21 protein-coding genes are annotated in these 25,241 nt (G+C 43.9%); 17 read left to right on the top strand and 4 right to left on the bottom strand.

Annotated features, from left to right (window positions below; translation table 11 throughout):
• The first annotated feature begins 126 nt into the window (after window positions 1–126).
• The 3 genes from AC1RRX_RS09960 to parC all read left to right on the top strand — a co-directional run bounded on the left by AC1RRX_RS09960 (window position 127) and on the right by parC (window position 5,351).
• On the top strand, window positions 127–534 hold the full coding sequence (locus tag AC1RRX_RS09960; protein WP_007410316.1) for a CoA-binding protein: 408 nt from the start codon (window positions 127–129) through the stop codon (window positions 532–534).
• Between the two features lie 423 nt (window positions 535–957).
• Entirely contained in the window at window positions 958–2,925 is a 1,968-nt protein-coding gene (gene parE, locus AC1RRX_RS09955) for a DNA topoisomerase IV subunit B (RefSeq protein WP_007611767.1), read from the top strand.
• Window positions 2,926–2,927: 2 nt separating this feature from the next.
• A complete protein-coding gene (gene parC / locus AC1RRX_RS09950; protein WP_012117653.1) occupies window positions 2,928–5,351 on the top strand; it encodes a DNA topoisomerase IV subunit A in 2,424 nt (807 codons plus the stop codon).
• 52 nt (window positions 5,352–5,403) lie between these two features.
• Here the strand turns inward: parC and AC1RRX_RS09945 are convergent, their stop codons facing one another.
• Both AC1RRX_RS09945 and AC1RRX_RS09940 read right to left on the bottom strand, forming a co-directional pair.
• Complete coding sequence (locus AC1RRX_RS09945; RefSeq protein WP_013352436.1) at window positions 5,404–5,529, bottom strand: hypothetical protein; 126 nt, start codon at window positions 5,527–5,529, stop codon at window positions 5,404–5,406.
• Between the two features lie 24 nt (window positions 5,530–5,553).
• Window positions 5,554–5,907, bottom strand: coding sequence for a hypothetical protein (locus AC1RRX_RS09940; RefSeq protein ID WP_003153956.1), 354 nt, complete (start codon window positions 5,905–5,907; stop codon window positions 5,554–5,556).
• A gap of 377 nt (window positions 5,908–6,284) precedes the next feature.
• Between AC1RRX_RS09940 and AC1RRX_RS09935 the strand changes: the two genes are divergently transcribed.
• The 14 genes from AC1RRX_RS09935 (at window position 6,285) to AC1RRX_RS09870 (ending at window position 21,053) form a co-directional block, all read left to right on the top strand.
• The gene (locus AC1RRX_RS09935; RefSeq protein ID WP_007410311.1) at window positions 6,285–7,703 is read left to right on the top strand and encodes an alanine/glycine:cation symporter family protein; all 1,419 of its coding nucleotides are present in this window, start codon (window positions 6,285–6,287) and stop codon (window positions 7,701–7,703) included.
• 199 nt (window positions 7,704–7,902) lie between these two features.
• A complete protein-coding gene (locus tag AC1RRX_RS09930) occupies window positions 7,903–8,859 on the top strand; it encodes a sugar kinase (protein ID WP_032871576.1) in 957 nt (318 codons plus the stop codon).
• A gap of 29 nt (window positions 8,860–8,888) precedes the next feature.
• Window positions 8,889–9,908 (top strand): zinc-binding alcohol dehydrogenase family protein, encoded by a 1,020-nt coding sequence (locus AC1RRX_RS09925; RefSeq protein WP_144464293.1) that lies wholly within the window; start codon window positions 8,889–8,891, stop codon window positions 9,906–9,908.
• Between the two features lie 13 nt (window positions 9,909–9,921).
• On the top strand, window positions 9,922–10,557 hold the full coding sequence (locus tag AC1RRX_RS09920) for a bifunctional 2-keto-4-hydroxyglutarate aldolase/2-keto-3-deoxy-6-phosphogluconate aldolase (protein ID WP_032865994.1): 636 nt from the start codon (window positions 9,922–9,924) through the stop codon (window positions 10,555–10,557).
• A gap of 1 nt (window position 10,558) precedes the next feature.
• Window positions 10,559–11,635 carry a mannonate dehydratase gene (gene uxuA, locus AC1RRX_RS09915; protein WP_007410159.1) on the top strand — a complete coding sequence of 359 codons (1,077 nt, stop codon included), beginning with the start codon at window positions 10,559–10,561 and terminating at the stop codon, window positions 11,633–11,635.
• Window positions 11,632–12,468 (top strand): SDR family oxidoreductase, encoded by an 837-nt coding sequence (locus AC1RRX_RS09910; protein WP_017417885.1) that lies wholly within the window; start codon window positions 11,632–11,634, stop codon window positions 12,466–12,468. The genes uxuA and AC1RRX_RS09910 overlap by 4 nt, the downstream gene beginning before the upstream one ends.
• Window positions 12,469–12,551: 83 nt before the next feature.
• Window positions 12,552–13,553, top strand: coding sequence for a substrate-binding domain-containing protein (locus AC1RRX_RS09905; RefSeq protein ID WP_020955884.1), 1,002 nt, complete (start codon window positions 12,552–12,554; stop codon window positions 13,551–13,553).
• 71 nt (window positions 13,554–13,624) lie between these two features.
• Window positions 13,625–14,896, top strand: coding sequence for an MFS transporter (locus AC1RRX_RS09900; protein WP_032871580.1), 1,272 nt, complete (start codon window positions 13,625–13,627; stop codon window positions 14,894–14,896).
• Between the two features lie 118 nt (window positions 14,897–15,014).
• Window positions 15,015–15,830, top strand: a complete 816-nt coding sequence (locus tag AC1RRX_RS09895) for a hypothetical protein (protein ID WP_144464291.1) — start codon at window positions 15,015–15,017, stop codon at window positions 15,828–15,830.
• Window positions 15,827–16,435, top strand: coding sequence for a DUF4166 domain-containing protein (locus AC1RRX_RS09890; protein WP_144464289.1), 609 nt, complete (start codon window positions 15,827–15,829; stop codon window positions 16,433–16,435). The genes AC1RRX_RS09895 and AC1RRX_RS09890 overlap by 4 nt, the downstream gene beginning before the upstream one ends.
• Window positions 16,429–18,066 (top strand): YndJ family protein, encoded by a 1,638-nt coding sequence (locus AC1RRX_RS09885; protein ID WP_144464287.1) that lies wholly within the window; start codon window positions 16,429–16,431, stop codon window positions 18,064–18,066. Before AC1RRX_RS09890 ends, AC1RRX_RS09885 begins: the two co-directional genes overlap by 7 nt.
• Window positions 18,063–20,213 carry a DUF1430 domain-containing protein gene (locus AC1RRX_RS09880; protein ID WP_144464285.1) on the top strand — a complete coding sequence of 717 codons (2,151 nt, stop codon included), beginning with the start codon at window positions 18,063–18,065 and terminating at the stop codon, window positions 20,211–20,213. The genes AC1RRX_RS09885 and AC1RRX_RS09880 overlap by 4 nt, the downstream gene beginning before the upstream one ends.
• A complete protein-coding gene (locus tag AC1RRX_RS09875; RefSeq protein WP_106080051.1) occupies window positions 20,210–20,830 on the top strand; it encodes an ATP-binding cassette domain-containing protein in 621 nt (206 codons plus the stop codon). Before AC1RRX_RS09880 ends, AC1RRX_RS09875 begins: the two co-directional genes overlap by 4 nt.
• Before the next feature lie 13 nt (window positions 20,831–20,843).
• On the top strand, window positions 20,844–21,053 hold the full coding sequence (locus AC1RRX_RS09870; protein WP_108724943.1) for a bacteriocin-like WGxF protein: 210 nt from the start codon (window positions 20,844–20,846) through the stop codon (window positions 21,051–21,053).
• Window positions 21,054–21,883: 830 nt separating this feature from the next.
• Here the strand turns inward: AC1RRX_RS09870 and AC1RRX_RS09865 are convergent.
• Complete coding sequence (locus tag AC1RRX_RS09865; RefSeq protein WP_039063171.1) at window positions 21,884–23,020, bottom strand: alpha/beta hydrolase; 1,137 nt, start codon at window positions 23,018–23,020, stop codon at window positions 21,884–21,886.
• A 259-nt stretch (window positions 23,021–23,279) separates the two neighbouring features.
• The gene (locus AC1RRX_RS09860; RefSeq protein WP_144464283.1) at window positions 23,280–24,779 is read right to left on the bottom strand and encodes a cellulase family glycosylhydrolase; all 1,500 of its coding nucleotides are present in this window, start codon (window positions 24,777–24,779) and stop codon (window positions 23,280–23,282) included.
• Between the last annotated feature and the right edge of the window lie 462 nt (window positions 24,780–25,241).

The raw sequence follows: 25,241 nt of genomic DNA, 5'->3' as shown, positions 1-25,241 counted from the left end.
TTCACTCTATTTTAACACGAGTTGTTACCGTCTGATGACAAGTTTTTTGAGAATTAAGCTGACAAAGCGCTTTTTTTGATTCCGGTGAAGCGGTCATGTACAATATATCAAAAGGAGATGGTAAAGATGCAAAATCCTTCAAAATCAGAGATTAAAGAAATTCTGGACCGGAGCAAACGGATCGCAGTCGTCGGGCTGTCAGACCGTCCCGACCGGACTTCTTACATGGTTTCCAAAGCGATGCAGGATGAAGGGTATGAAATTATTCCCGTCAATCCAACGATTGATGAAGCGCTTGGCGTTAAAGCCGTCGCTTCATTAAAAGACGTGGAGGGACCGATTGATATCGTGAATGTGTTCAGACGCTCTGAGCAGCTTCCCGGCGTCGCTGAAGAATTTTTACAGACGGACGCTCCCGTTTTTTGGGCGCAGCAGGGCCTTGCAAATGAAGAAGCGTATCGCATGATTACAGACAAAGGACGGACGGCTGTTATGGATTTATGTATAAAAGTCGCCCGCGCTGTTATAAAATAGGAACAAAAAAGGCAAAAATCCTTGGCAAATCAGGGGTTTTTGCTTTTTTATTGAAAGAATACTCTTTGCGTATGATGATGAAACAGATACAATAAAGCATGAACAGCTTTTTTAGAAACCCCTTTATACAGGGGTTTACAGTCTGTTTGCGATGGCCGGCATATAGCTATATAATAGAAAGCGAACTCATGTTCTTATCCGCTGAAAAGGGCACCAAAAAGATGAAAAGCCGTTCGAATGTATGTCTTGCGGCCTAAAAAACGAGCCATTCGCTTAAATATGTTGCGAAATCAAGCATATTGGTTATAATTGTGAGTCCGAGGAGAATTGGACCGAAGCTTGCGCATACTGAAAAACAAAGACATGAAAACATTTAAAAAAGAGAATGATTAAGAGCAGGTTTTTTGAAAGGGGTTTGTACGTTTGGCTAGAAAACAGCAATTTGATTACAACGAAGATGCCATACAGGTGCTTGAAGGCCTGGAAGCCGTCAGAAAACGACCGGGAATGTACATTGGTTCGACGGACGCACGCGGCCTGCACCATCTGGTATATGAGATCGTCGACAATTCCGTCGATGAAGTTCTTGCCGGCTACGGAGATCATATTATCGTAACGATACATAAGGACAACAGCATCTCCGTACAAGACAGAGGACGCGGAATGCCGACCGGGATGCATAAGCTCGGAAAGCCGACGCCGGAAGTTATTTTCACCGTGCTGCATGCCGGGGGGAAATTCGGACAGGGCGGCTATAAAACAAGCGGCGGTCTGCATGGTGTCGGCGCATCTGTCGTAAACGCATTATCGGAGTGGCTGACAGTTACTATTGAGCGTGACGGATATGTTTATAAACAGCGGTTTGAAAACGGCGGCAAGCCCGTGACTTCACTTGAAAAAATCGGAACGACCAAAAAAACGGGAACGCTTACCCATTTTAAACCTGATCCGTCAATGTTCAGCGCAACGGTTTATAATTTTGACACGCTGTCAGAACGTCTGCGCGAATCGGCTTTCTTGTTAAAAGGCTTGAAAATAGAATTAATTGATGAACGGAACGGCGTAAAAGAAGTATTTTATTATGAGAACGGAATTGAAGCGTTTGTCGCTTATCTAAACGAGGAAAAAGACGCTTTATGCGAAGTGGTTTCCTTTGAAGGCGAGCATCATGACATTGAAGTCGATTTCGCGTTTCAGTTTAATGACGGGTATTCAGAAAATATGCTGTCATTCGTTAATAACGTCAGAACAAAGGACGGCGGCACCCACGAATCAGGAGCCAAAACGGCAATGACAAGAGCGTTTAACGAGTATGCGCGAAAGGTAGCCCTTTTAAAAGAGAAAGACAAGAACCTTGAAGGCGCCGATATCAGGGAAGGTTTGTCCGCAATCATTTCCGTGCGTATCCCGGAGGAACTGCTGCAATTTGAAGGCCAGACGAAAGGGAAGCTTGGAACAAGTGAGGCGAGATCCGCCGCGGATGCCGTCATTTCCGAGAATCTTGCTTATTTCCTGGAAGAAAACCGCGATACAGCAACCCTGCTTGTCAAAAAAGCGATTAAAGCAAGCCAGGCCCGTGAAGCGGCCCGTAAAGCGAGAGAAGAAGCGAGAAGCGGCAAAAAACGCAAAAAATCAGAAGCGACGCTGAGCGGAAAACTCACACCGGCCGGTTCCAGAAATCCGGCGAAGAATGAATTGTATCTTGTGGAGGGAGACTCTGCGGGAGGTTCTGCAAAACAGGGAAGAGACCGGAAATTCCAAGCCGTGCTGCCCCTTCGCGGAAAGGTCATCAACACAGAGAAAGCAAAGCTTGCAGACATCTTCAAAAATGAAGAAATCAATACGATTATTCATGCGATCGGAGGCGGTGTCGGCGCAGATTTTGAGATAGACGACATCAATTATGACAAGATCATCATCATGACGGACGCGGATACCGACGGCGCGCACATTCAAGTCTTGCTGTTAACGTTTTTCTACCGCTATATGAAACCTTTAATCGAGCACGGAAAAGTCTTCATCGCCCTTCCGCCTCTTTACAAAGTGAGCAAAGGAAGCGGTAAGAAAGAGATTATTGAATATGCTTGGTCCGACGAAGAAATGGACGGCGTTTTAAAGAAAGTCGGCAAAGGGTATACCATCCAGCGCTATAAAGGTCTGGGAGAAATGAACGCAGACCAGCTCTGGGAAACGACGATGAATCCCGAATCGCGAACGCTCGTCAGAGTCAAGATCGACGATGCGGCACGGGTAGAGCGCCGTGTAACGACATTAATGGGAGACAAAGTAGAACCGAGAAGAAAATGGATTGAAAAAAATGTTGCCTTCGGATTAGATGAGGAAAGCAATATTTTAGAAAATGAAAACTTGTCGGTCGCTGAGGAGGTTTAATAGTGGCACAGCCAGAATTATTTCATGATTTACCGTTAGAAGAAGTAATCGGCGACCGTTTCGGACGCTACAGTAAATACATTATTCAAGACAGGGCGCTGCCCGATGCTCGTGACGGTTTAAAGCCGGTGCAGCGGAGAATTTTATACGCCATGCACGCAGACGGAAATACTTTCGATAAAAATTTCCGTAAAGCGGCGAAAACGGTCGGAAACGTTATCGGTAATTATCATCCGCACGGTGACAGCTCCGTTTATGAAGCGATGGTGCGGATGAGCCAGGATTGGAAAGTGCGGAATGTCCTGATTGAGATGCACGGCAACAATGGAAGCATTGACGGTGATCCGCCGGCTGCCATGCGTTATACGGAAGCGAGATTATCTTCTATCGCATCAGAGCTTTTGCGTGACATTGATAAAAATACGGTTGAATTCGTTCCGAACTTTGATGACACTAGTAAAGAACCGGTTGTTTTGCCCGCCATGTTCCCTAACTTGCTTGTCAACGGATCAACCGGGATTTCAGCGGGCTATGCGACTGATATTCCCCCTCATCATCTGGGTGAGGTCATTGATGCCGTCATTAAACGGATTGAATCTCCGGATTGCACCGTCGATGACTTGATGCAGGTGATTAAAGGGCCTGACTTTCCGACAGGAGGCATTATTCAAGGAGTCGACGGCATTCGGAAGGCTTATGAAACCGGGAAAGGCAAAATTATTATCCGCGGCAAGGCTGAAGTGGAATCCGTAAGAGGCGGACGGGAGCAGATCGTCATTACAGAAATTCCGTTTGAAGTAAACAAAGCCAATCTCGTAAAGAAAATGGATGAATACCGCATAGACAAAAAAGTCGAAGGCATTTCTGAAGTCCGGGATGAAACTGACCGCACGGGGCTTCGGGTGGTCGTTGAGTTAAAGAAAGAAGCCGATGCAAAAGGCATTTTGAATTTCTTATATAAAAACACTGATCTGCAGACAACTTATAACTTTAATATGGTCGCCATACATAACCGCCGGCCGATGCTGATGAGTCTTACGGCCATCCTGGATGCGTATATTTCCCACCAGAAGGAAGTGGTGACAAACCGCTCCGTCTTTGAATTGCAAAAAGCAAAAGAGCGGCACCACATCGTTGAAGGACTGATGAAGGCACTGTCTGTGTTAGATGAGGTCATAGCCGTCATCCGGGCAAGCAGCGACAAGAAAGATGCGAAACAAAACGTAATGTCTAAATTCACATTTACGGAGCCGCAGGCCGAAGCGATCGTATCCTTGCAGCTGTATCGTCTGACAAACACGGATATTACGGCGCTAAAAGAGGAAGCGGAAGAGCTCAGCAAGAAAATTCAGGAGCTCGAAGCCATTTTAAGTCATGATAAAAAGCTGTTAAAAGTCATTACAAGCAGCCTGAAAAAATTGAAAAAGACCTATGCTGACAGCAGACGGTCTGTCATTGAAGAAAAGATTGAGGAAATTAAAATCAATCTTGAAGTCATGGTAGCCTCTGAGGACGTATATGTGACAGTCACAAAAGACGGCTATGTAAAACGAACAAGTCAGCGGTCATTTGCCGCTTCTAACGGCCAGGATTTCGGTATGAAGGATACTGACAGGCTGATTCACCAATTTGAAATGAATACAACGGATGTTCTCCTGCTCTTTACCAATAAGGGAAGCTATGTTTATTGTCCGGTTCACCAGCTTCCCGATATCAGGTGGAAAGACATGGGGCAGCACGTAACGAACATCATCACGATTGACCGTGATGAAACCATCGTGAAAGCTATACCGGTAAAAGAATTTGATCCATCTTCATATTTATTGTTTATGACGAAAAACGGCATGGTGAAGAGAACTGAAATGACGCATTACAAAGCGCAGCGTTACTCGAAAGCGCTTGTTGCCCTAAACCTTAAAGGGGACGACGAGCTGATTGATGTTCATGTCACAGACGGCGGCAGCCAGCTGTTTATCGCCACCCGCCTCGGGTACGGTTTATGGTTCGGTGAAGATGAAGTAAATGTAGTCGGTGCCCGTGCGGCCGGCGTAAAGGGCATAAATGTAAAAGACGGTGATACCGTCGTATCAGGACAAATCCTGCATGAGACAGATTCGCTTGTCCTTGTCACACAGCGGGGAGCAATCAAGCGGATGAACCTATCTGAATTCGAAAAAACATCCAGGGCGAAGCGCGGTGTCATCATGCTGCGTGAGCTTAAAAAGAACCCGCATCGCGCAGTCGGCGTATTCGCGTGCGCTTTAGCCGACATGATCGCTGCGGAAACAGAAAAAGGCGAGAGAATTGAAATCGCCGTGAAGTCCTTGCGGGCGAATGACCGATACAGCAACGGCTCCTTCTTTACCGATGAAGATGAGACAGGGCCGGTAACAGATGTATGGCGTATCCCCGCGTCTGATGTTTAAGAGTAAAAATAAAATAAAAAAACCTCCGCTCATTGAGCGGAGGTTTTACTATTTAGCTTTCATGGCTGCCGAATAAGTCAGTGATAGCGTGAACGACTTCGATTCCCTGCCATACAAATAAATTCAATGCAGTGAATGAAAACAACCCTAAAATCACCATTCGTAAGATAAACAACATGTTTAACAACCTCCTCATTTTATGTTACATAGATAGGCGATGTTGAACATGAAGCTCATCGAAATACGAGGACTGATAAAATTTAGCGATTAAAAAGCTTTTCTTTCGCTGTCTTCTCCGGGAAGCGGGGCGTCTCCTGTCTGATATCACGATCAGTGAGACAGAAGCGGCAAAAAGCGCCGTCAAGATATATGAGCCCGTCAGCGATTTTTTCTCATCATCAGCATTTTGGCCGGCCTTCATTTCGTGCATTTCCTGCTGGTCGGCTACCGCTTTAAAATGATGAGCAGTATCAAACGCATGGGGAATGGAGAGCAAATGAAAGCTTGCAATCGCTAAAAATAAAATAGAAGCTTTTAAAAACAAGATTTTTTTCAAATGTTCTCCCCCCTTCATAAGTCTGAATATTTTTATTATAATACCCTAATTTAAATGTAAAGTAAACATATTTATTAAATTTAAAAAATTATTATCCTGGTTAAGTATATACCATTCCATCCATCTTTTCATCTCTTTTTTCTTAAAGACCTATTTGTTATGATATGCACGCATTCCTTATGACGTGACAACATTTTTTCGGGCTGTAAGATAAAAAACGGGGCATGACAGCAAAAGACATGATGAAGAAACCGAAACATTTTCTTAAAAAAACTTCTCAACCACTGTTGTTGTGATATAATAATACTCGTTGTGTTAAAAGATCTAACATATGCAGCAAAAATGACAGTAAAAGATATGTAAAAGGGAGGTTAAACATGGAGGCTTTCATCAGTGAAATCATAAATGTTCCAAATGATTTTATTTGGAAGTATCTTGTTTATATTTTAGTCGGGATCGGATTGTACTTTACGTTCCGTTTTCGCTTTATTCAATTCCAATACTTTATTGAAATGTTCAGAATCGTCGGGGAGAAGCCGCAAGGAAATAAAGGAGTGTCTTCAATGCAGGCATTCTTTATCTCAGCCGCTTCTCGTGTAGGAACCGGAAACTTGACCGGCGTCGCCCTGGCGATTGCAACAGGCGGTCCCGGCGCAGTATTTTGGATGTGGATCGTAGCGATTGTCGGTATGGCTTCCAGCTTTGTGGAAAGCACCTTGGCGCAGCTGTATAAAGTGCGTTCCGGTGACGAATTCCGCGGCGGTCCGGCATATTACATGGCAAAGGGACTGGGCGCCCGCTGGCTCGGTATTTTATTCGCCGTATTGATTACCGTTTCTTTCGGACTTATCTTTAACGCCGTGCAGTCAAATACGATTTCTGTCGCGTTTGACGAAGCATTCCATGTGAATAAAACAGTTATCGCAATCATTTTAGCTGTATTAACGGCTTTCATTATATTCGGCGGTCTGAAACGTGTTGTTTCCGTTTCGCAATTAATCGTTCCGGTCATGGCGGGTATGTATATTCTGATCGCGCTGTATGTCGTGATTGTAAATATTACAGCGGTACCTGAGCTGTTTGTTACGATTGTGAAAAATGCGTTCGGTCTTGAACAGATCGTCGGCGGAAGCTTAGGAAGCATCATTATTATCGGAGCGCAGCGCGGCCTGTTTTCAAACGAAGCGGGTATGGGAAGCGCGCCGAATGCCGCAGCGGCTGCACATGTGTCGCATCCGGCTAAGCAGGGATTAATTCAGACGCTCGGCGTGTTTTTTGATACATTTATCGTTTGTACATCGACTGCCTTTATCATTTTATTGTACAGCTTTACGCCTAAAGGCGACGGCATCCAAGTGACACAAGCCGCGCTGCAGCACCACCTCGGCGGCTGGGCCCCGACATTTATTGCGATTGCGATGTTTTTATTCGCATTCAGTTCAGTTGTCGGCAACTATTACTATGGTGAAACGAATATTGAATTTATTAAAACAAGCAAAACATGGCTTAATATTTACCGCGTATTCGTTGTAGTGATGGTGGTATACGGATGTTTGGCTGACTTCCAGATCGTCTGGGACATGGCAAACTTGTTTATGGGACTGTTGGCTCTCATTAACTTAGTGGCAATCTTACTGCTGAGTAATGTAGCCTACAAGATCTATAAGGATTATGCCGCTCAGCGCAAAAAAGGTCTTGATCCTGTATTCAAAGCGGAGAATACCCCGGAGCTCAAGCATATTGAAACATGGGCGGAAGAAGAAGGTACAAGCCCCGAACGTAAGACTGCTAACTAAGGAAACATGCATACAATTTTCAAAAACCCCTTACATTTTGTTGTGAGGGTTTTTTCATGTGAAAAACCGGGTTATTTTTACCGAAAACAGTTTTTTGAATTTATTGTATTTTTCTCTTGCGTGTGTAAGGGTTTTCATATAAAGTTTGACTAAACCGGTTTACCAAACCGATTTAGTCTTAAAAGAAAGGAGTATTGATGTGGCTTCTGATTATGGCATTTTTACGATCGGTGATGCGATGATCACCTTAAATCCCGCAAGCACAGGACCTTTGCGTTTTGTTACCCATTTTGAACGAAAAGCAGGAGGAGCTGAACTGAATTTTGCGATTGCATGCGCCAGATTGAATCTGCACTCAAAGTGGGTCAGCAGACTGGGGAAGGATGAGTTCGGCAGAGTGATTTATCAGTTTGCCAAAGGAGAAGGAATTGATGTGACTGACGTCTCCTATGTTGAAGGCTTTCCTACATCTTTAAATGTCAAAGAGATCAGAAATGACGGTTCAGGCAAGACGTTTTATTATCGTTTCAATTCACCAATTCTGACTCTTGCACCGGAAGATATAACAGAGAATATGTTTGCCGGCATTCACATTGTTCATCTTACCGGTGTGTTCCTCGCGCTTGATAAGAAAAATCTTGAAATTGCTGAAAGGGTGCTTTCCATCGCCAAAGCAAGAGGGATTCCCGTATCTTTTGATCCGAATATCAGGCTGAAGCTGTGGACGATCGAGGAGGCGCGTGCGGCATTTCATCAAATCTTTCCGCATACTGATATTCTTCTGGCGGGCCGGGACGAAATGAAACAGCTGACAGGTATAGGGGAAAATGAAGCATTAGCCCGGTTTGCAGAGACCTATTCAATCAGTCAGCTTGTCATAAAAGACGGTGAAGCAGGTTCTGCGCTGTATCATGATCATAAGTGGATTCACAAAGAGGCTTTCCCGGTTGCGCCTGTTGACACGGTAGGAGCGGGTGACGGCTTTAATGCCGGCTACCTGTACAGTTATCTGCATGGTTTTGAACCGGAAAAACGTCTGGAGTTTGCCAATGCGGTCGGTGCGCTCGTCACCACAGTTTCCGGTGACAATGAAGGGCTTCCCTATCTAGAAGAGGTTCTGTCATTTGTAAACAAAGAGACTGTGATTGAACGGTAGCAAGCACAACTTAAAAAGCGGGTGAGAAAATGAAAGCGGTTCTAGTACGGAAAGCATTTGATCTGGTGGTGACGGAATGTGAGAAACCGTCTGTTGTCCACGCGGATGATGTTCTTGTCAAGGTGAAGCGGGTCGGAATTTGCGGATCAGATTTGCATATTTATCATGGGACAAATCCGTTAGCGTCCCTGCCGAGAGTAATCGGACATGAAGTTACAGGGGAAGTCGCAAATACCGGTTCTCATGTCCGGCGTTTCAAGCCGGGTGACCGGGTAGTGATTGAACCGATATCTTATTGCGGAACATGCTATGCCTGCCGGAAAGGACGTCCGAACGTCTGCAAAGCGCTTTCGGTGTTCGGCGTTCATGAAGATGGCGGGATGCGGGAATATATCGTGGTTCCGGAAAAGCAGCTGCATGCCGTTTCCCCCGATCTGCCCTGGGAGGAAGCGGTCATGGCAGAACCATATACGATCGGCGCCCAGGCCGTTTGGAGAGGCCGTGTCGAGAAGGAAGATACCGTTTTGATTCAGGGGGCGGGACCGATCGGAATCTGCATATTAAAAATGGCAAAGTTCAAAGGCGCTTCCGTCATGATAACCGACTTAAATGATGAACGCTTGGCATTCGCTGAAAAAAACGGTGCGGACGTTACCGTCAACGCGCAAAAAGAAGATCCCGTTTTGCGGGTGAACGAATGGACAGAAAATGAAGGCGCCAATGTCGTCATTGATGCCGTCTGTCTCCCCTCAACGTTTGAAACGTCCATTGACGCGGTGTCTCCGGCCGGTCATGTGGTTGTGCTTGGTTTTGATGAGAGGACTGCCGGCATTTCTCAGCTTCCGATCACAAAAAAGGAAGTCACGATAACCGGTTCAAGATTGCAGACGAATCAGTTTCCGTACATTACAGACTTACTGAATAAAGGCCTGTTAACGCACGGCGGTCTTATTACACATACATTTTCAGCAGATGACGTCCATCAAGCATTTCAGTTGATCGAACAGCACCCGGACAAGGTGGGAAAAGCAATCATTACGTTTGATTAAAGGAGGAGCGAGAATGCTGCCTAAGTACGCCATTTACGAAAAACTTCTGCATGCACAAGTGGTGGCTGTCATAAGGGGACAAAACAGCCAAGAGGCGCTTGAAGTTTCAAAAGCGGCCATTTCAGGAGGTATCAGTGCCATTGAGCTTACATACACAACTCCTGAAGTGGAAGATGTCTTTAAGGAACTCCGGCATCAAGATATTCTTCTTGGAGCCGGTTCTGTAATGGATACAGAAACGGCGAGACACGCCATTTTATCAGGCGCCTCATTTATCGTCAGCTCTCATTTTGTAAAAGAGATAGCATCTCTATGCAACCAGTACAGCGTACCGTATCTTCCGGGATGCATGAGTGTGTCTGATATGGCTTTGGCCCTTGAAGCCGGATGTGATGTGGTAAAGCTGTTCCCCGCTAATTCGTTTGACCCTTCATTTATCAAGTCGGTCAACGGTCCTCTGCCGAATGTCCGCATTATGCCGACCGGGGGTATCTCATTAAACAGCATGAATGACTGGCTCTCTGCCGGAGCGGTCGCGGTCGGTGTGGGAGGCGACTTGACAAAAGCATATCAAAAGGGCGGCTATGAAGCTGCCGTATCCCTCAGCAAAGAATACGTCTGCCGAAAAAACGAATATACGGGGGTATAACATGAATATCACGTTTCGCTGGTACGGCCAAGGTAATGATACGGTGACTCTTGAACATGTCAGACAAATTCCCGGGGTCAAAGGCATCGTCTGGGCTCTTCACCAGAAGCCCGCGGGCGAAGTATGGGAAAAGGAGGACATTGAAGCGGAAGTCAGAAACATTCAATCCTATGGGTTTCATGCAGAGGTCGTGGAAAGCGTGAATGTTCATGAAGCCATTAAACTCGGTCATGAAGAACGCGGACAATATATTGAGCACTATAAACAGACCATTCGCAATCTGTCCGAATTCGGCGTGAAAGTCATCTGTTACAATTTCATGCCGATATTTGACTGGACGCGTACCGATATGTTCCGCGCGCTGGAGGATGGGTCAACCGCTTTGTTTTTTGAAAAAGCGAAAGTGGAAAGTCTCCCTCCGGAGGAACTCATCCGCACGGTTGAAGAATCTTCTGATTTGACGCTTCCCGGGTGGGAGCCGGAGAAAATGGCCCGGATCAAGGAACTGTTTGAGGCCTATCAAACGGTTGATGAAAAACAGCTTTGGGCCAATCTTGAGTTCTTTTTACATGAAATCCTTCCTGTAGCGGAGGAACACGGCATTCAAATGGCCATTCATCCGGATGATCCGCCCTGGTCAATTTTTGGCCTGCCCCGTATTATTACCGGTGAGAAAAGTTATGAAAAGCTGCGAGAGATTTCAGATTCACCCGCCAATTGTATTACGTTGTGCACGGGTTCGATGGGAGCGAATCCCGCCAATGATATGGTGAAGATCGCCAAACACTATGCGGGAGCTGCGCCGTTTGCCCATATACGAAATGTGAAAATCTGCGATAACGGTGATTTTACGGAAACTTCGCATCTTACCAGTGATGGGTCCATTGATATTACCGGTGTGGTAAAAGAATTGCACGGCCAAGGCTATAAAGGATATGTACGGCCTGATCACGGCCGTCATATCTGGGGCGAACAATGCCGGCCGGGTTATGGTTTATATGATCGTGCCTTAGGAATTATGTACTTGAACGGACTGTGGGATGCGTTCTCGTCTCATGAGAAAGAGGTGAAGGGATGAGACCGATTCATGAACGTTTATCAGGAAGAACCGCTGTCATAACAGGCGGGAGCGGTGTTCTCTGTTCAGCAATGGCAAAGGAGCTTTCACGGCAGGGGATGAAAATTGCGATCGTCAGCCGGAATGCTGATAAAGCAGAGCGTGCGGCGGGCGAGATTGCTGACGCTGGAGGAACCGCGGTTTCTGTACCGGCTGATGTTTCAGCCCGTGATTCGCTCGAAAAGGCAAAAGACGAGATTATCAGCCGGTTCGGTTCTGTCAATCTTTTAATTAACGGAGCCGGGGGAAACCACCCTGATGCGATCACTGCCAGCGAGACGTATGAAGAGGATGAGCAGGGCACATCATTTTTTGATATGGACGAAACGGGGTTTTCCAGCGTATTTTCAACCAACTTTACCGGTGCATTTCTGGCATCGCAAGTGTTTGGAAAAGACCTTTTGAAGGCGGAATGTCCCGCGATTATTAATATTTCTTCTATGAGTGCGTATACACCGATGACAAAGGTGCCCGCCTACAGCGCGGCCAAGGCGGCGATTCAGAATTTTACGATGTGGATGGCTGTTCATTTCGCAAAAAAAGGGCTGCGGGTGAATGCCATCGCTCCGGGTTTCTTTTTGACAGCGCAAAATCGTGAGTTGTTATTACAGGAAGATGGAAGTCTGACAGACCGATCCAATAAGATTATGGCACATACACCGATGAAACGTTTCGGGAAACCGGAAGACCTTCTGGGAACGCTCCTGTGGCTTTCGGATGATTCATGCTCAGGCTTTGTCACCGGGGTCACCGTTCCCGTCGACGGAGGTTTTATGGCTTATTCCGGAGTGTGACAGAATCCATGTCCCTGTCAGATTGTAAACCATTTACTTCTGACTTATACTAGTGAAAAATGAAGACAGACGGGGATGAGTCTATGAAAACCATTACAATTTCTGATGTGGCGAAATATGCAAACGTATCTAAAAGCACCGTATCTCAATTTTTAAATCAGCGCTATGACTATATGAGCGAGAAAACGAAACAAAAAATAGAAGCGGCCATTCAAGAGCTGAACTATCAGCCGAATTTCGTCGCCCGCAGCTTAAAACAGAAATCAACATTTACAGTAGGTGTGGTGGTGGCTAATATTCTTCACACTTTTTCCACTCAGGTCATCAGGGCGGTGGAAGACTATTTTCATGAACAAGGATTTCATATTATTGTCTGCAATGCGGATGATGAACCGGAAAAAGAAAAGAAATATATTGAAATGCTGCGGGCTAAGCAGGTGGACGGAATTATTATTTTTCCGACGGGCGAAAATCTCTCTTTATATGAAAAGATGAAACGCGATACGTTTCCGGTCGTGTTTATGGACAGAACCATTGAAGAACTCGGAATTCCGACAGTGATGCTTGATAACCATCATGCAGCCGGTCTTGCCGTTGACCGGTTTATCGAAAGCGGCATTAAGAGAATCGCGATTATTACGACGTCTATTATTCGGGAAATCAGTCCGAGGGTAGAAAGGATTGAAGGGTATAAGAAGGCGCTTGACCGCCACGGTATGATGGTGCGGGACGAATATATCAAAACAGCCGATGCAGCTGATATTTCCAATGTTTTGTCAGAGCTGTTCTCACTTGAGGAGCCTCCGAAAGCGATATTGGCGGCAAACGATATCGTTCTTGTTGAGGTGCTGAAGTATATGAAGGAGCATGATATGACAATTCCGGATAAGGCAGCCGTCATCGGAATTGATGAAGTTCCTTTTGCGGGTTTTTTTACTCCTCCAATTACGACGATCGTCCAGCCTGCGGCAGAAATGGCGCGAAAAGCGGGAAGCCTTCTTCTTCGTCAGATACAAGAAAAAGATGGCGGTGAAAAACGGATTCACCGCTATAAACCGGCGCTGCTCGCAAGGCAATCCGGATAACCGGTTTCATTGCATAAATCGGTTTACTCCGGCAATTTAAACTGAATATTATGAAATGAGAGGGGGATTTTATGTTCTCAAAAGATAGATTCCCTATTATTCTTCTTTTATTTTCAGCCGGGGTGATTAACTATTTAGACCGCTCAGCGCTGTCTATTGCAGCGCCGTTCATACAGCAGGATCTCACATTGTCGGCAACCCAAATGGGGTTGATTTTCAGCAGTTTTTCTGTCGGATACGCTGTGTTTAACTTTCTCGGCGGTGTTGCATCTGACCGGTACGGGGCTAAATTGACATTGTGTACGGCGATGATCGTTTGGTCTCTTTTCAGCGGAGCGGTTGCGCTTGCTTTCGGATTTGTAAGTCTTTTGATTATCCGTGTTTTATTCGGTATGGGAGAGGGGCCGCTGTCGGCTGCCATAAGCAAAATGGTCAACAATTGGTTTCCTCCGTCTCAGCGCGCCACGGTCATCGGCCTGACAAACAGCGGAACGCCGCTCGGCGGAGCGATCTCCGGCCCGATTGTCGGGATGATTGCTGTGGCGTTCAGCTGGAAAGTTTCCTTTGTCCTGATCATGATCATCGGTTTAGTCTGGGCGGTCATCTGGTTTAAATTTGTCAAAGAACGGCCGGCGCCGACGGAAGACGCCCCGGCAATGAAAGCGGAGATTCAACCGCATGAGCAGCATATCCCGATGACCTTTTATTTGAAACAAAAAACGGTTCTCTTCACAGCTTTTGCCTTTTTCGCCTACAATTACATCTTATTTTTCTTCTTAACATGGTTTCCGAGCTATCTGGTGAAAGAACGCGGTTTAAGTGTTGAATTTATGAGTGTGGTGACTGTTATTCCCTGGATTCTTGGATTTATCGGTTTGGCGGCAGGCGGAATGATTTCTGATTATGTATTCAAAAAAACTGCCGGAAAAGGGGTTTTGTTCTCACGGAAAGTCATTCTTGTCACTTGTTTGTTCGCTTCCGCTGTACTGATCGGATTTGCCGGACTTGTTACCACTACCGTAAGTGCCGTTATTCTCGTTGCTTTATCAGTCTTCTTTTTATATATAACGGGCTCTATCTATTGGGCGGTGATTCATGATGTGGTTGATCAAAGGAATGTCGGATCAGTCGGCGGCTTTATGCATTTTCTTGCAAACACGGCCGGTATTATCGGGCCTGCTTTAACCGGCTTTATCGCGGACAAAAGCGGATCATTCTCCGGGGCGTTTTTGCTTGCAGGCGGATTAGCCGTTTTGGCCTCGGCTGCGGTAATCCGTTTCGTGCGCCCGATTATCATTCAAACCGCTTCTGAAGATAAAAAAGACACGATACCTTATTCATAAGTCATCAAAGCCACTGAGGCTGTCCTGCCGATAACGGGATGGCCTTTTCGTTCTGCCGCTTGATCTGTTCCTATGATAATATAGGAATTGTTTACAAAAGAAGGGAAGAGGAGGGGGCATGAAACAGAAGCCGATATATGTCGAAATCAATATTGCATCTGATATAGAAACGCTTTGGGAATATACGCAAAACCCGCATCTTCATAAAGAATGGGATCTGCGTTTTTCTGACATTACATATCTTCATAGGCTGCCAGATGAACCGCAGAGATTTCTATATGAAACACGAATCGGTTTTGGGCTGAAGGTATCCGGCACGGGCGAATCAATAGGTGACATAAGGTCTCGCTCGTCAGAAAGAGTGTCTTCGCTCGCTTTTGCCTCTGATCATCCGCTGTCACTTATAAAAGAAGGCAGGGGCTACTGGAAGTATATAGAGCGGGATAACGGACAAACCGCATTTTTGACTCAATATCAATATGAAACGGCCCGCGGTCTGCCGGGAAGTTGGATAGACCGGTTTTTATTTCGTCCTCTGCTAAGCTGGGCTACCGCATGGAGCTTTGATGCGTTGCGGCTTTGGATAGAACAAAACAGACATCCGAAGATATCAGTCCGTTTCGGGTTTGTCTATGTCTTTATGTGTCTCGTATTCAGTCTGTATTGGTTTTTTCAAGGCTTTCATGATGGCTGTGCCGATGCAGAGATCGTGAGGGGAGCGCTGGAGACAGGGTTAGGGGTATTATGGCTGCTTCCCATGCGGAGAAAGTGGCTGATTCACACCGGGCAGTCAGTCTTCTTTTGTGTAACGGCACTGCTATATTCGAGCGGCGGATTCGTGATCTCATTAGGAGTGCTTACGATAGCCGCAATGATTCTTAAGCTCAAGCTGCCGAGCGCCTGGCATACAAAACGAAAGAGAGAAGTGAAATGACGGATTCAATGTATGAAAATGCGATTACTCATTATCAATCACTGCACCCGATGCTGCAGAAACGGTACAGATTTGACGGATCACGCACGTTTTGCGGAGAAGGCGTTATGTCAGAAATAAAGGGAGGTTCTTTTCTTGTCAGAATGCTTTTAAAGACAGGTGTTTTTTTCAGATGTTTTTTCTCAGAGAGGGGAAACGATATCCCTTTCACTATCGAAAACAAAAACAGGCAAAATGGCGTGGAATGGAATCGTACCTTTTTCTTTAAAAGCAAACCGCGTTTTTTTGATGCGGTCATGGAGTATGATGAGCGGGAAAACAGAATTCTTGATTACTTCGGCAAACCCCGCATCCTACTGTCTGAACTGCATTTAGAAGCGTCTTCAGACGGAGGGCTTGTTATTACATCCGGAAGGCAGTGGCTCCTGATAGTCGGAAAGAAAATCCCGCTTCCGGCATGGCTGTGCGGCAGTTCAACCGTTTATGAGGCTTATGATGAGGAAATGAATTGCTTCAGCATAAAGGTTCATGTGAAAAACCGGATACTCGGCACGCTTTTCTCTTACCGGGGGACTTTCCGGGAAACAGAGGGAGAAACATGCTGAAGCGTCATCTCATGGTAAGCGTGATTTGCTTTTTGGGATTTGCGGCGGCTGAAGCTCCGTATATATCAGCTGCTGAGATGTTTGTTTTATTTTCCGTACTTTTTTTCGTTCCCGCTGTATTCGATTTTGCTTTTCGGCCGTCAAAGACCTTAGAGAATGTGTTATTACGGAGTTATCCTGTTGCCGCTTTATGTGCGGTGCTTGCGCTTGTCACAGACTTCAGTTTTTTTGCCGTTGTGTGGCTCATTTATACGGTTGGGCTGGCACTGTATGCTGTCCGGCGGCTGATGAAAACAAATATTCACAGAACAGAAGAGATGTCTGTTATGGCGGGTTTCATTTATTTGGCCGGGGGCGGATTCTGGTTCTTCGCATATGTCCTTGAGATTCCCGTCATGAATTTCGGCCCGCTTATCGTTCTGCTGACGGCGGTGCACTTTCACTATTCCGCTTTTCTCATTCCGGTCTTTAACGGATTGCTCGGCAGGATCATACGGGAGAAACGGGTTCTTTACAGATGGAGCACGGTCATTATTTTGATTTCGCCGATCCTTATTGCCTTGGGGATTACATTTTCAAAGACACTTGATGTGATTGCTGTCGCTCTGTATCTGGCGGGTCTGTATGTAAATGCATATCTCGTCTTTACGGCGCCGTTTGTTACGAAAACAGGCAGGATCTTGATCAGGAGTTCTTCGGCTGTGTTAATGATCACAATTGCTTTTTCTTTGATATATTCGTACGGTGTCTACCGCGAGGAGGCAACGCTCACGATCAGCCAGATGATTTGGATTCACGGGGCCGTCAATGCATTCGGCGTTATCCTGCCGGCTTTGGCGGGGTGGAGGTTGGAAAATCCGAGACCGTTTGATGAGGGCAGCGAAAGAACGTTCAGCCGTATTTACGGGAAGAGAACGATAGGCAAAGACTTTTTGACTGATATTCATGCAGCAAATGACATCCATTATACCGGCCTTCTGGATCAGATGAGAGAACTGCATTCTGAAGACTTTTCAACTAAAAAACTGGCGCCGGCCGTTATTTCCTTTTATGAAAAAACAATTGATTATGACATCATGGCAAAAGTGACGTGGAGCGGATGGTTTCGTCCGTTCGCGCGCGTGTACGAGCCGTTCAGCAGAAGAGCGGGGCAAATTCACCTGTCCATGAATCCGGATTGGTATATCATGCACAGTGATATTATAGGAGTTGACTCTGACAAAGACGGCAGAAAAAATGTCCGTGCGTGGATCAGAACAAATGAAAAGCAGGAAACCGTTTTTACTGCGCTGTATTCAGCGTACAGGGCAAAAGGGGAAGGATACATGAATATCTCTCTTCCGCTGCCGTACGGCCAAATGACGGGCATTTTAAAGCCTTATGCGCGTAAGCAGAATCTTGTTTTGACAAGCAGACGGCGAAAAAGCGGAGCGGGTGATGAAGGGATTTATCTGCAGACGAAATGGGGGACGTGTCATCTTCCGCTGGCAGAGACATTTCTTATTTCAGCCCAGAGCGAAACCAGCCTGAAGGCCGTTCATCATATGTGGCTGTTCGGACTGAAATTTTTAACTGTGCATTATCGGATCACTCATGCTTCCGCAGGTAACCGAATGGAAGAAAAAAGATGAAGGGTATACCTACGCTTCCGTGTATCAAACCCTTTTTGGAAACAAGGCTTTTTGGGATACAAAATAAAGAAAACGATTTATTCTCAAATAAAGAAGCATTGATAATCAATTATACTTCAGAATTTAAAAGTGAGGACTTTGTAAAGAGATTGGTCGCCTTCTCCAAAGAAAACAAAGTGAACATTTCTCAATACAATTTCTTAGATGAGAAGAGCTTAAACATCTATTCTACAAACCCTAAAAATGAACCATCAATATATAACGGCAATAAGCTTGTGTCAAATTTTCTAAGAGATCATTCAAATCAGAAGATGATCGGCAGCATTTCTTTTCCACTCTCGACATGGAAAATCAGATATTTTGATTTTAACCAAATAAAGAATATAGGCATAGGAAGCAAATTTTATATTTCATCTAACGATGACAAGGTATTGGAGAAAGCACAAAACCTTTTTGCTGACTATGGTGAAGTAAGTTTTGAAAACATCACTGAGAATACTGCTTTTATGTTTAACAAAACTTTGCTTATGCTAGTGTTGCTTTCTATGCTGATTTTGTTTATTGGTGTCCTTTATTTTGTAATTAAAAATCGCAAACGGCTTCTGCTGCAAAAGTTATGGGGGTATTCCAAAGTTAAAACACTGCTTTCTTACCCAGCAATGTTTTTGAAGCCTCTAATTATAATCATATTTTGCGGTGCAATTATTGTAGCTTTACTAGCTTTTTCTTTCAATTTAAATGACTGGTTGGCTGCATATCTTAGAATTTATATTAGAAACGCGGTGATTGGTGCGCTTATCATGATGGTATACACCATCATGGTTACCCTCGTCTTGTATAACAACAGCGACATTAGTGGCTCGATCAAAGGCAGCACACCGATTAAAAAATTCCAATGGTTATCTGTAGGCTTTAAAATTGTTGTCACGATATTGCTCTTCAATATTGTTGCGTTTTCACTTTCTAACGTATTCGATCTCAAACAGCAGCTTGATAATCAATCGTACTGGAAAAAGACACAAAACACTTATAAGACAAGCTTTGCAAATACCGGGATAGACTATAGTGATTTAAAATTAGACAGGGAGAAAAATGTTAGAGTTCGCGCGTTGTATCATCAATTAGAGAAGCATAAAAATGCGTTCGTCATTGATGCACATAACTATGCTGTACTAAGGAAAGATGGAAAAAAACCTGTTTATTTTTACACCTTAAATACGACAAAGAAAAATGAAATTTACTCTCCTTCTGGACGAAGTATTACAATCAGCCCTAATTATTTAAATGTGAATCCCATTATCGGCGCTAATGGGGAGGCCATAAGCCAAAAGCAATTAAGGGTTGATTCAAATACATTGAACCTGCTTGTTCCACAAAAGTATGAAAAATATAAAGAAAAAATAATAGCTACATACAGGGATCAGTTTTTCTTTGACAAAGTTGAATTAGATAATATGTATAACAAGGAGATGAATCAACCTTTAAACACCCTTAAAAAAGATGAATTGAAAATCAACATCATTTATACTAAAAATAGGCAGGAGTATTTCACCTTTAATAGTGAGTTTGGGGATGCCGGCAATAAAAATAACATTGTTGATCCAATAGCTGCAATTTTCACGGACAACGTTGATCCATCTGTTATAGGTGCTTACTCAACCTCAAGTTTATTCTTTTCAGATTCTTTAAAAGGCATGGCGTATGACCGCATAGTTCCTTATTTGGAGAAGACCAATACGAGAGATCTAATTGATTCATCAATTTCGGTTTATCAAGAACTAAGCGACGGTATAGCAAGAATTCAGAATCAATTCTTGCAGAATTTAATTGGACTAACAATAACAGTTATCCTCTCCATCGCCTTTCTTGTTGCTTATATTTGGTCGTATTACAGCGCGAATGCATATCGGCTGTACCTTAAAGAGCTTTTTGGATATTCATATTGGGCCAGAAATAAAAATTTAATTATCTTTTCTCTTCTATCCAATTGCCTTATTGGTTTAGGTATCAGTATATATTATAGAATCTTTGAATTAACAATTTTTGTTGGGCTGTTTATTGTAATCGAGCTGCTTATTCTTTATTTCCTGAGTGTCTATTTAAACAAGAAAAACATGCATAAGATCTTAAAAGGAGATAGAATATGATTACACTCAACAACATATCAAAGACGTTTAATGAAAAACCTGTTCTGTCGAATTTCTCTCTTCAGATAAAAGAAAATGAATTTGTTTCAATTGTTGGTAAGAGCGGTTCAGGGAAGACAACCCTTCTAAATATAATAGGCCTTCTTGATACTCCACACTCAGGAGATATTGAAATTTTAGGTTTTCGAAATCCTAAATCTAACGACGTGATGAAACTGCGGAGAGAGAACTTAGGGTATATCTTTCAAAATTACGTGCTTATGGACAACGAAACAGTATTAACAAACTTACTGCTTTCGACGGCTTATGCAAAAGACTTTAAGAAAGAAAAGTTGACAGAAGCTTTAGAAATGGTTGGTCTGGATAAAAGCTTTTTAAAGAAAAAGGTTTATCAACTGAGTGGCGGAGAGCAACAACGTGTGGCCATTGCAAGAATTATTTTGAAGCCTTGTGATATTATCCTGGCTGATGAACCGACAGGAAACTTAGACGAATATAACAAAAACATTATCCTGTCTTTATTCCATCAGTTAAAAGATATGGGGAAAACAATTATTTGTGTTACTCACGATCAAGAAATCGCCAATGGGTCTGACAGAGTTATTAATCTTTCATAAGGAGAGGTTTAAATTGAAACACATTACTTTTGCGTTATCAGCAAGCATCCTGGTCATTATTGCCGGAGTGGTACACAGAATAATTTTTAGAGTGTTTGGCTTCCCATTTGATCAGGCTATCTTCTTTTGGGGTGGATTCGTTGTTGTTTATTTTGTGTTAGCTCTGCTTTCTTCTTTACTCTTTAGGAATTTAGGTTCAAACAGCAGAAATTACGAGGCTTAATAAAGGCTTTAATGCTTCCTCACGAGTAATCAAGAAGGGTACATGTTGTCTAGAAGAAAGGACCGGCCAACACGCCGGTTTTTTTTATGTAAGCACATTTGCAAAGAGGATCGCTATCAGAAGCCCTCCGAAAAGTTTCAGAATTCAAGAATGGAAAATAATTGACATAATTTTGTATTTTTTCCGAAAGTAATACTCTCATCTACAAAATATGACAAATTTCCCTCTTGCAAGGTGATAAAATCAGATTGCCTGCTAAGTGAGTAAGCAGCAGGCAACAAATCAAAAGGGGGCAATAAAAATGTTAAAAAGTAAATTCAAGAAGATAGCAGGAGCTACAGCACTGGTGGGTCCTTGCTAGTATCTGGATCACCAGCAATGGCGGAGACTCTGCCAGGATTAATTTGGGTAAGAGATAAATATCCGAATGCTTACGATTTTGATTACTTCAAAAGAGACGGTGAAAATTGGGTTTATGTGTACACAAGATTATCCAATGGCAAAACTGATGTAGACGAAGTAAAGTGCTAGGTGATTATTAAAGATGGTGTTATGTTCAAGGTTAATTATATAAATCGTAATACATCTGATTTTTTTAATTCTGTCTCACCAACTAAGTATACTTAAGATAACGAGACAGAATTTTCATTGAAGATTTTACTTCCTAGAATATATATTATGTAAACTAGAAATTGTGAAGAGAATATAAAAGTGGATCCATATTCTAAGAACATCCCCTTTTTGTAAGGTAATATTAAAAAACCTCTACGTCCTTAATAAATTAAATTGGTCATAAAGGTTTTTCAGTTTGAGTATTTTAATCGGTTATGTCACTTGTTGCTGGTCTTCTTGATCAAGTCCACGCCATCGTATGCCAGACTTTCCACACTTGCAGCCTTCTGCAGTATGTAATGATCAAAAAAGTTCTTCGTATAGTCTGTAACAAGATTTCGCATCTCCATGGCATCCCGTTCGCCTCTAAGTTCCTCATTCACACTGGTAAACACGATGTCGCAGTAATCTAAATGCGCAGCACGATCAACAGAGAAATAATAGGTATCCATGCTATTGTTAGCGCCAATGATCGCATTCATGTTATAGTTCGGTTCAGAAAACAGCAGCAAAAAGGGTTTCTTAAGGTCGCTGCCCTGAAGGCCGAACGCTCCGCTATCCAAGCCAATCCCGCAGATGAACCGTTCGTCGTCCCGGCAAACAATCGCCGTCGTAGGCCCTCCATAAGAATGTCCGACTATGCCCATGCCGATATCAAGCAACAATCTGCCCTTAAAGATGGAATTCAGCTCTCCAGAATCCAATTTGACAAGATAATCGGCTACATACCTTACATCTTCTGCCTGTAATTCACTATACTCTGTTAACTTGTCAAGTATCGGCAGTGTAAGCACGTTTTGGCACATCTCAATGGCAGTTTCATCGTCGGGCCGTATCTCCATCTTACCAGCCAAAGCCAGCATCTCCGGATCTTCAGAAAACGCCATAATGACATCCGAAAAATCCTTTGATACATTAAACAGGCGCCCATCTTTACGCTTATACATCGTGCTATTCTGATGGCCGATGCTTACTACAACATATCCCATGCTTGCCAAGTCTGTACAGATCACTGTACCCCATTCTGGAGAACCGCCCCCGCCGCAAACATAGAATAACACCGGATAGCGTTTTTCCTTCCCGGAGAGAGCAAGGTCGTCGTAACATTGGGTCTTGATATCTATAGAGTAAGCATCCTTCAACGCAGTGAGAAGCGGCTGCTCATCAAGCATTTCGCAGACTTCAGGAAACATGTACGCTGATGTAGTCTTCCCTTCGCTGCTGTCGGACGGATAGTACACAAACGCCGTCAGTTCTCTTTTTGTATGATCTGATGCCGTGTACTCAAAATCCATCTGGGTTCGGCCGACAGTATAGCCGCCAATTGGCTCTGGAAATGCGTCATACTTTTTCATTCTCTTGTTCCCCCTTACGTAATAAAAGTGGCGGATGTGAAATACACACATTGCGCTATAAACGCTTTTCAAAACTGTGAAACAATTACATCATATGTTCAGTGAATCATATCTACTCCTTGGCTTTCTTGAGATTGCTAACAACATTTGTACAGGCCCATATACTGTTTCAGAGTTTCATCCGCCACGTAAACCTCCTTGTATTGCTGTTTAAGATGATAAAAGCGGACATCGTTGCTGATGTCCGCCTAAAGCTTAACTAATTGGGTTCTGTTCCCCAAATCAGTTTTCCTTGATGATATAATGTGATTTTTTTCGTTGTTTTAAACGTATTTGATTGGAAAAATGAATAATCGCCGCTTTGTGCATAATTGCTCCAGTCATCATTGTGAAGACGAAGCTGAATATTCCCTGTGCTTGCTCCCGGTGACAGCGTTCCTGTTTTAAACCCCAGTTCCAGATAGGTATCTGCACCTTGCTTAGGTTTATGCAGCGTCACAAACTTGTGGGTCAGATTGCCGCATCCCATCTGCGCGTAGTCACAGTCAAAGTTTTGGCCTTTGTTTTTCACGTTATACCAGTAACGGGCAGTGACATCTTTTAAATCAACCGTCGCATTGCCGTTATTTTTTATGTGAAGCTGCGGGCGGATTTGATTGCTGTTCACACGCCCATCCCCTGCTTTGTATTGTACAGAAACGCCTTTTTCCTGTGTGGGGTTATCTTGTGCTGGCGTTTCAGGGACGTCCTTCGTCGAATCTTTAGTGCCGCGAATGTTTTCTCTTACGAATGTTCCTGAAGCAGTTAAATCTGTAAGCGGCCAGCCGCCTGTTTTAGATGCTCCCGGCTTTAAAGCCGAAGATGATTCCTGCTTATCAGAAAGATTCCAGTTCACCCAGCTGATGTTCTTACTGTCGAGATAATTCAGCCATTCCCGCGACTGGTCAAGGAATACACCGCCATTTCCAGACGCGTCGCTTGTTCCCCATTCCGTCACGAAAATAGGCGCTCCTTTACTGAGTGCATAGTTTGCTTTATCCCGTAAAGATTGGCCATGTGTGCCGGCATAAAAATGAAGCGCGTACATGACGTTTGCATCTTTTAGCTGATCATCGGCTGCATCATTCACATCTTGGCTCCATGTACCGGTGCCGACAATGATGATGTTGTCTGGATCATTTTTGCGGATAACGGAAATCACTGCTTCCGCATACGGTTTAATATCACGCTTCCAGTTCACGTCACCGTTTGGTTCGTTTGCAATTTCATAAATGACGTTTGGCGTGTTTCCGTAAAGACTTGACATCTCCTTGAAAAATTCTTTTGCCTTCTCTTTATTTTGGTTTGGGTTGCCGTCATTTAAAATATGCCAGTCAATGATGACATATATCCCAAGTTCTTTTGCCGCTTCAACCGCTTCTTTTACTTTATTTTTCACGGACGGGTTGTCAATATAACCGCCATCTGCCGTATACATCGCCGCGCGGAAAACGGTTATGCCCCAATCGTCTCTCAGCCATTTTAAGCTGTCTTTATTGACGAAATCACCATACCATTGCAATCCGTGTGAACTGATCCCTTTCAGCTGTACCGCTTTGCCGTCTCGGTTTACGAGCTGTGTCCCTTTTATGCTAAGCTGACCATTCTTGGCTACTGGCGTTTTTGTCCCTGCTGCAGATGCCGGCGAAGCCAGCATGCCGCTCATTGTCAATACCGCAATCAATAAACACGACATAAAAATAGAGATTGACCGTTTCATATCTGATCTTTTCCTCCTTCACATCATTTTGGCTCTCACTTCTTATGAGCACGAACTCATTGTAAAAATCTTTCTCATGATTGTCTATCAATCTATTTTCTTGTTTTTGGGAGGTTTAAAAGCCTGTCAATTTGCTCTATCTCTATTGAATAAGATACACCTGACACATATAGAACAAAGAAAACTGAACTGAATCGGGACTTTACACGTCATTTTTCAATCGAATCGAAAAATTAAATGTATTTCCAACGTAGACACGCTGAATGTGATGAGTCTCAATATGGCATTGAATCTTATGATTGCTGTAAGAAGACGAGTCCTTGCCCGTCCTTGTTAATTTAAGGTTGATGTAAGGTTCGGATTAATACGGGTTAAGGTTGGAGTTGTACAATAAGATTGTACTTCAGTGAGGGATTCAGCCAGAAGAATTCCCCCTTCAATAAATCATAGAGGTGAAAAGGT

Source organism: Bacillus sp. GW821-FHT11D08 (assembly GCF_058808515.1).
The sequence above is the reverse complement of the archived record's forward strand: the minus strand, read 5'-3'. Positions and strand labels throughout refer to the sequence as shown.

Excerpts from the sequence above, each read along its gene's own strand:
- AC1RRX_RS09960 (WP_007410316.1), top strand. The coding sequence starts at position 127 with ATGCAAAATCCTTCAAAATCAGAGATTAAAGAAATTCTGGACCGGAGC.
- AC1RRX_RS09945 (WP_013352436.1), bottom strand. The coding sequence starts at position 5,529 with ATGTTGTTTATCTTACGAATGGTGATTTTAGGGTTGTTTTCATTCACT.
- AC1RRX_RS09935 (WP_007410311.1), top strand. The coding sequence starts at position 6,285 with ATGGAGGCTTTCATCAGTGAAATCATAAATGTTCCAAATGATTTTATT.
- AC1RRX_RS09925 (WP_144464293.1), top strand. The coding sequence starts at position 8,889 with ATGAAAGCGGTTCTAGTACGGAAAGCATTTGATCTGGTGGTGACGGAA.
- AC1RRX_RS09920 (WP_032865994.1), top strand. The coding sequence starts at position 9,922 with ATGCTGCCTAAGTACGCCATTTACGAAAAACTTCTGCATGCACAAGTG.
- uxuA (WP_007410159.1), top strand. The coding sequence starts at position 10,559 with ATGAATATCACGTTTCGCTGGTACGGCCAAGGTAATGATACGGTGACT.
- AC1RRX_RS09910 (WP_017417885.1), top strand. The coding sequence starts at position 11,632 with ATGAGACCGATTCATGAACGTTTATCAGGAAGAACCGCTGTCATAACA.
- AC1RRX_RS09905 (WP_020955884.1), top strand. The coding sequence starts at position 12,552 with ATGAAAACCATTACAATTTCTGATGTGGCGAAATATGCAAACGTATCT.
- AC1RRX_RS09900 (WP_032871580.1), top strand. The coding sequence starts at position 13,625 with ATGTTCTCAAAAGATAGATTCCCTATTATTCTTCTTTTATTTTCAGCC.
- AC1RRX_RS09895 (WP_144464291.1), top strand. The coding sequence starts at position 15,015 with ATGAAACAGAAGCCGATATATGTCGAAATCAATATTGCATCTGATATA.
- AC1RRX_RS09890 (WP_144464289.1), top strand. The coding sequence starts at position 15,827 with ATGACGGATTCAATGTATGAAAATGCGATTACTCATTATCAATCACTG.
- AC1RRX_RS09885 (WP_144464287.1), top strand. The coding sequence starts at position 16,429 with ATGCTGAAGCGTCATCTCATGGTAAGCGTGATTTGCTTTTTGGGATTT.
- AC1RRX_RS09880 (WP_144464285.1), top strand. The coding sequence starts at position 18,063 with ATGAAGGGTATACCTACGCTTCCGTGTATCAAACCCTTTTTGGAAACA.
- AC1RRX_RS09875 (WP_106080051.1), top strand. The coding sequence starts at position 20,210 with ATGATTACACTCAACAACATATCAAAGACGTTTAATGAAAAACCTGTT.
- AC1RRX_RS09865 (WP_039063171.1), bottom strand. The coding sequence starts at position 23,020 with ATGAAAAAGTATGACGCATTTCCAGAGCCAATTGGCGGCTATACTGTC.
- AC1RRX_RS09860 (WP_144464283.1), bottom strand. The coding sequence starts at position 24,779 with ATGAAACGGTCAATCTCTATTTTTATGTCGTGTTTATTGATTGCGGTA.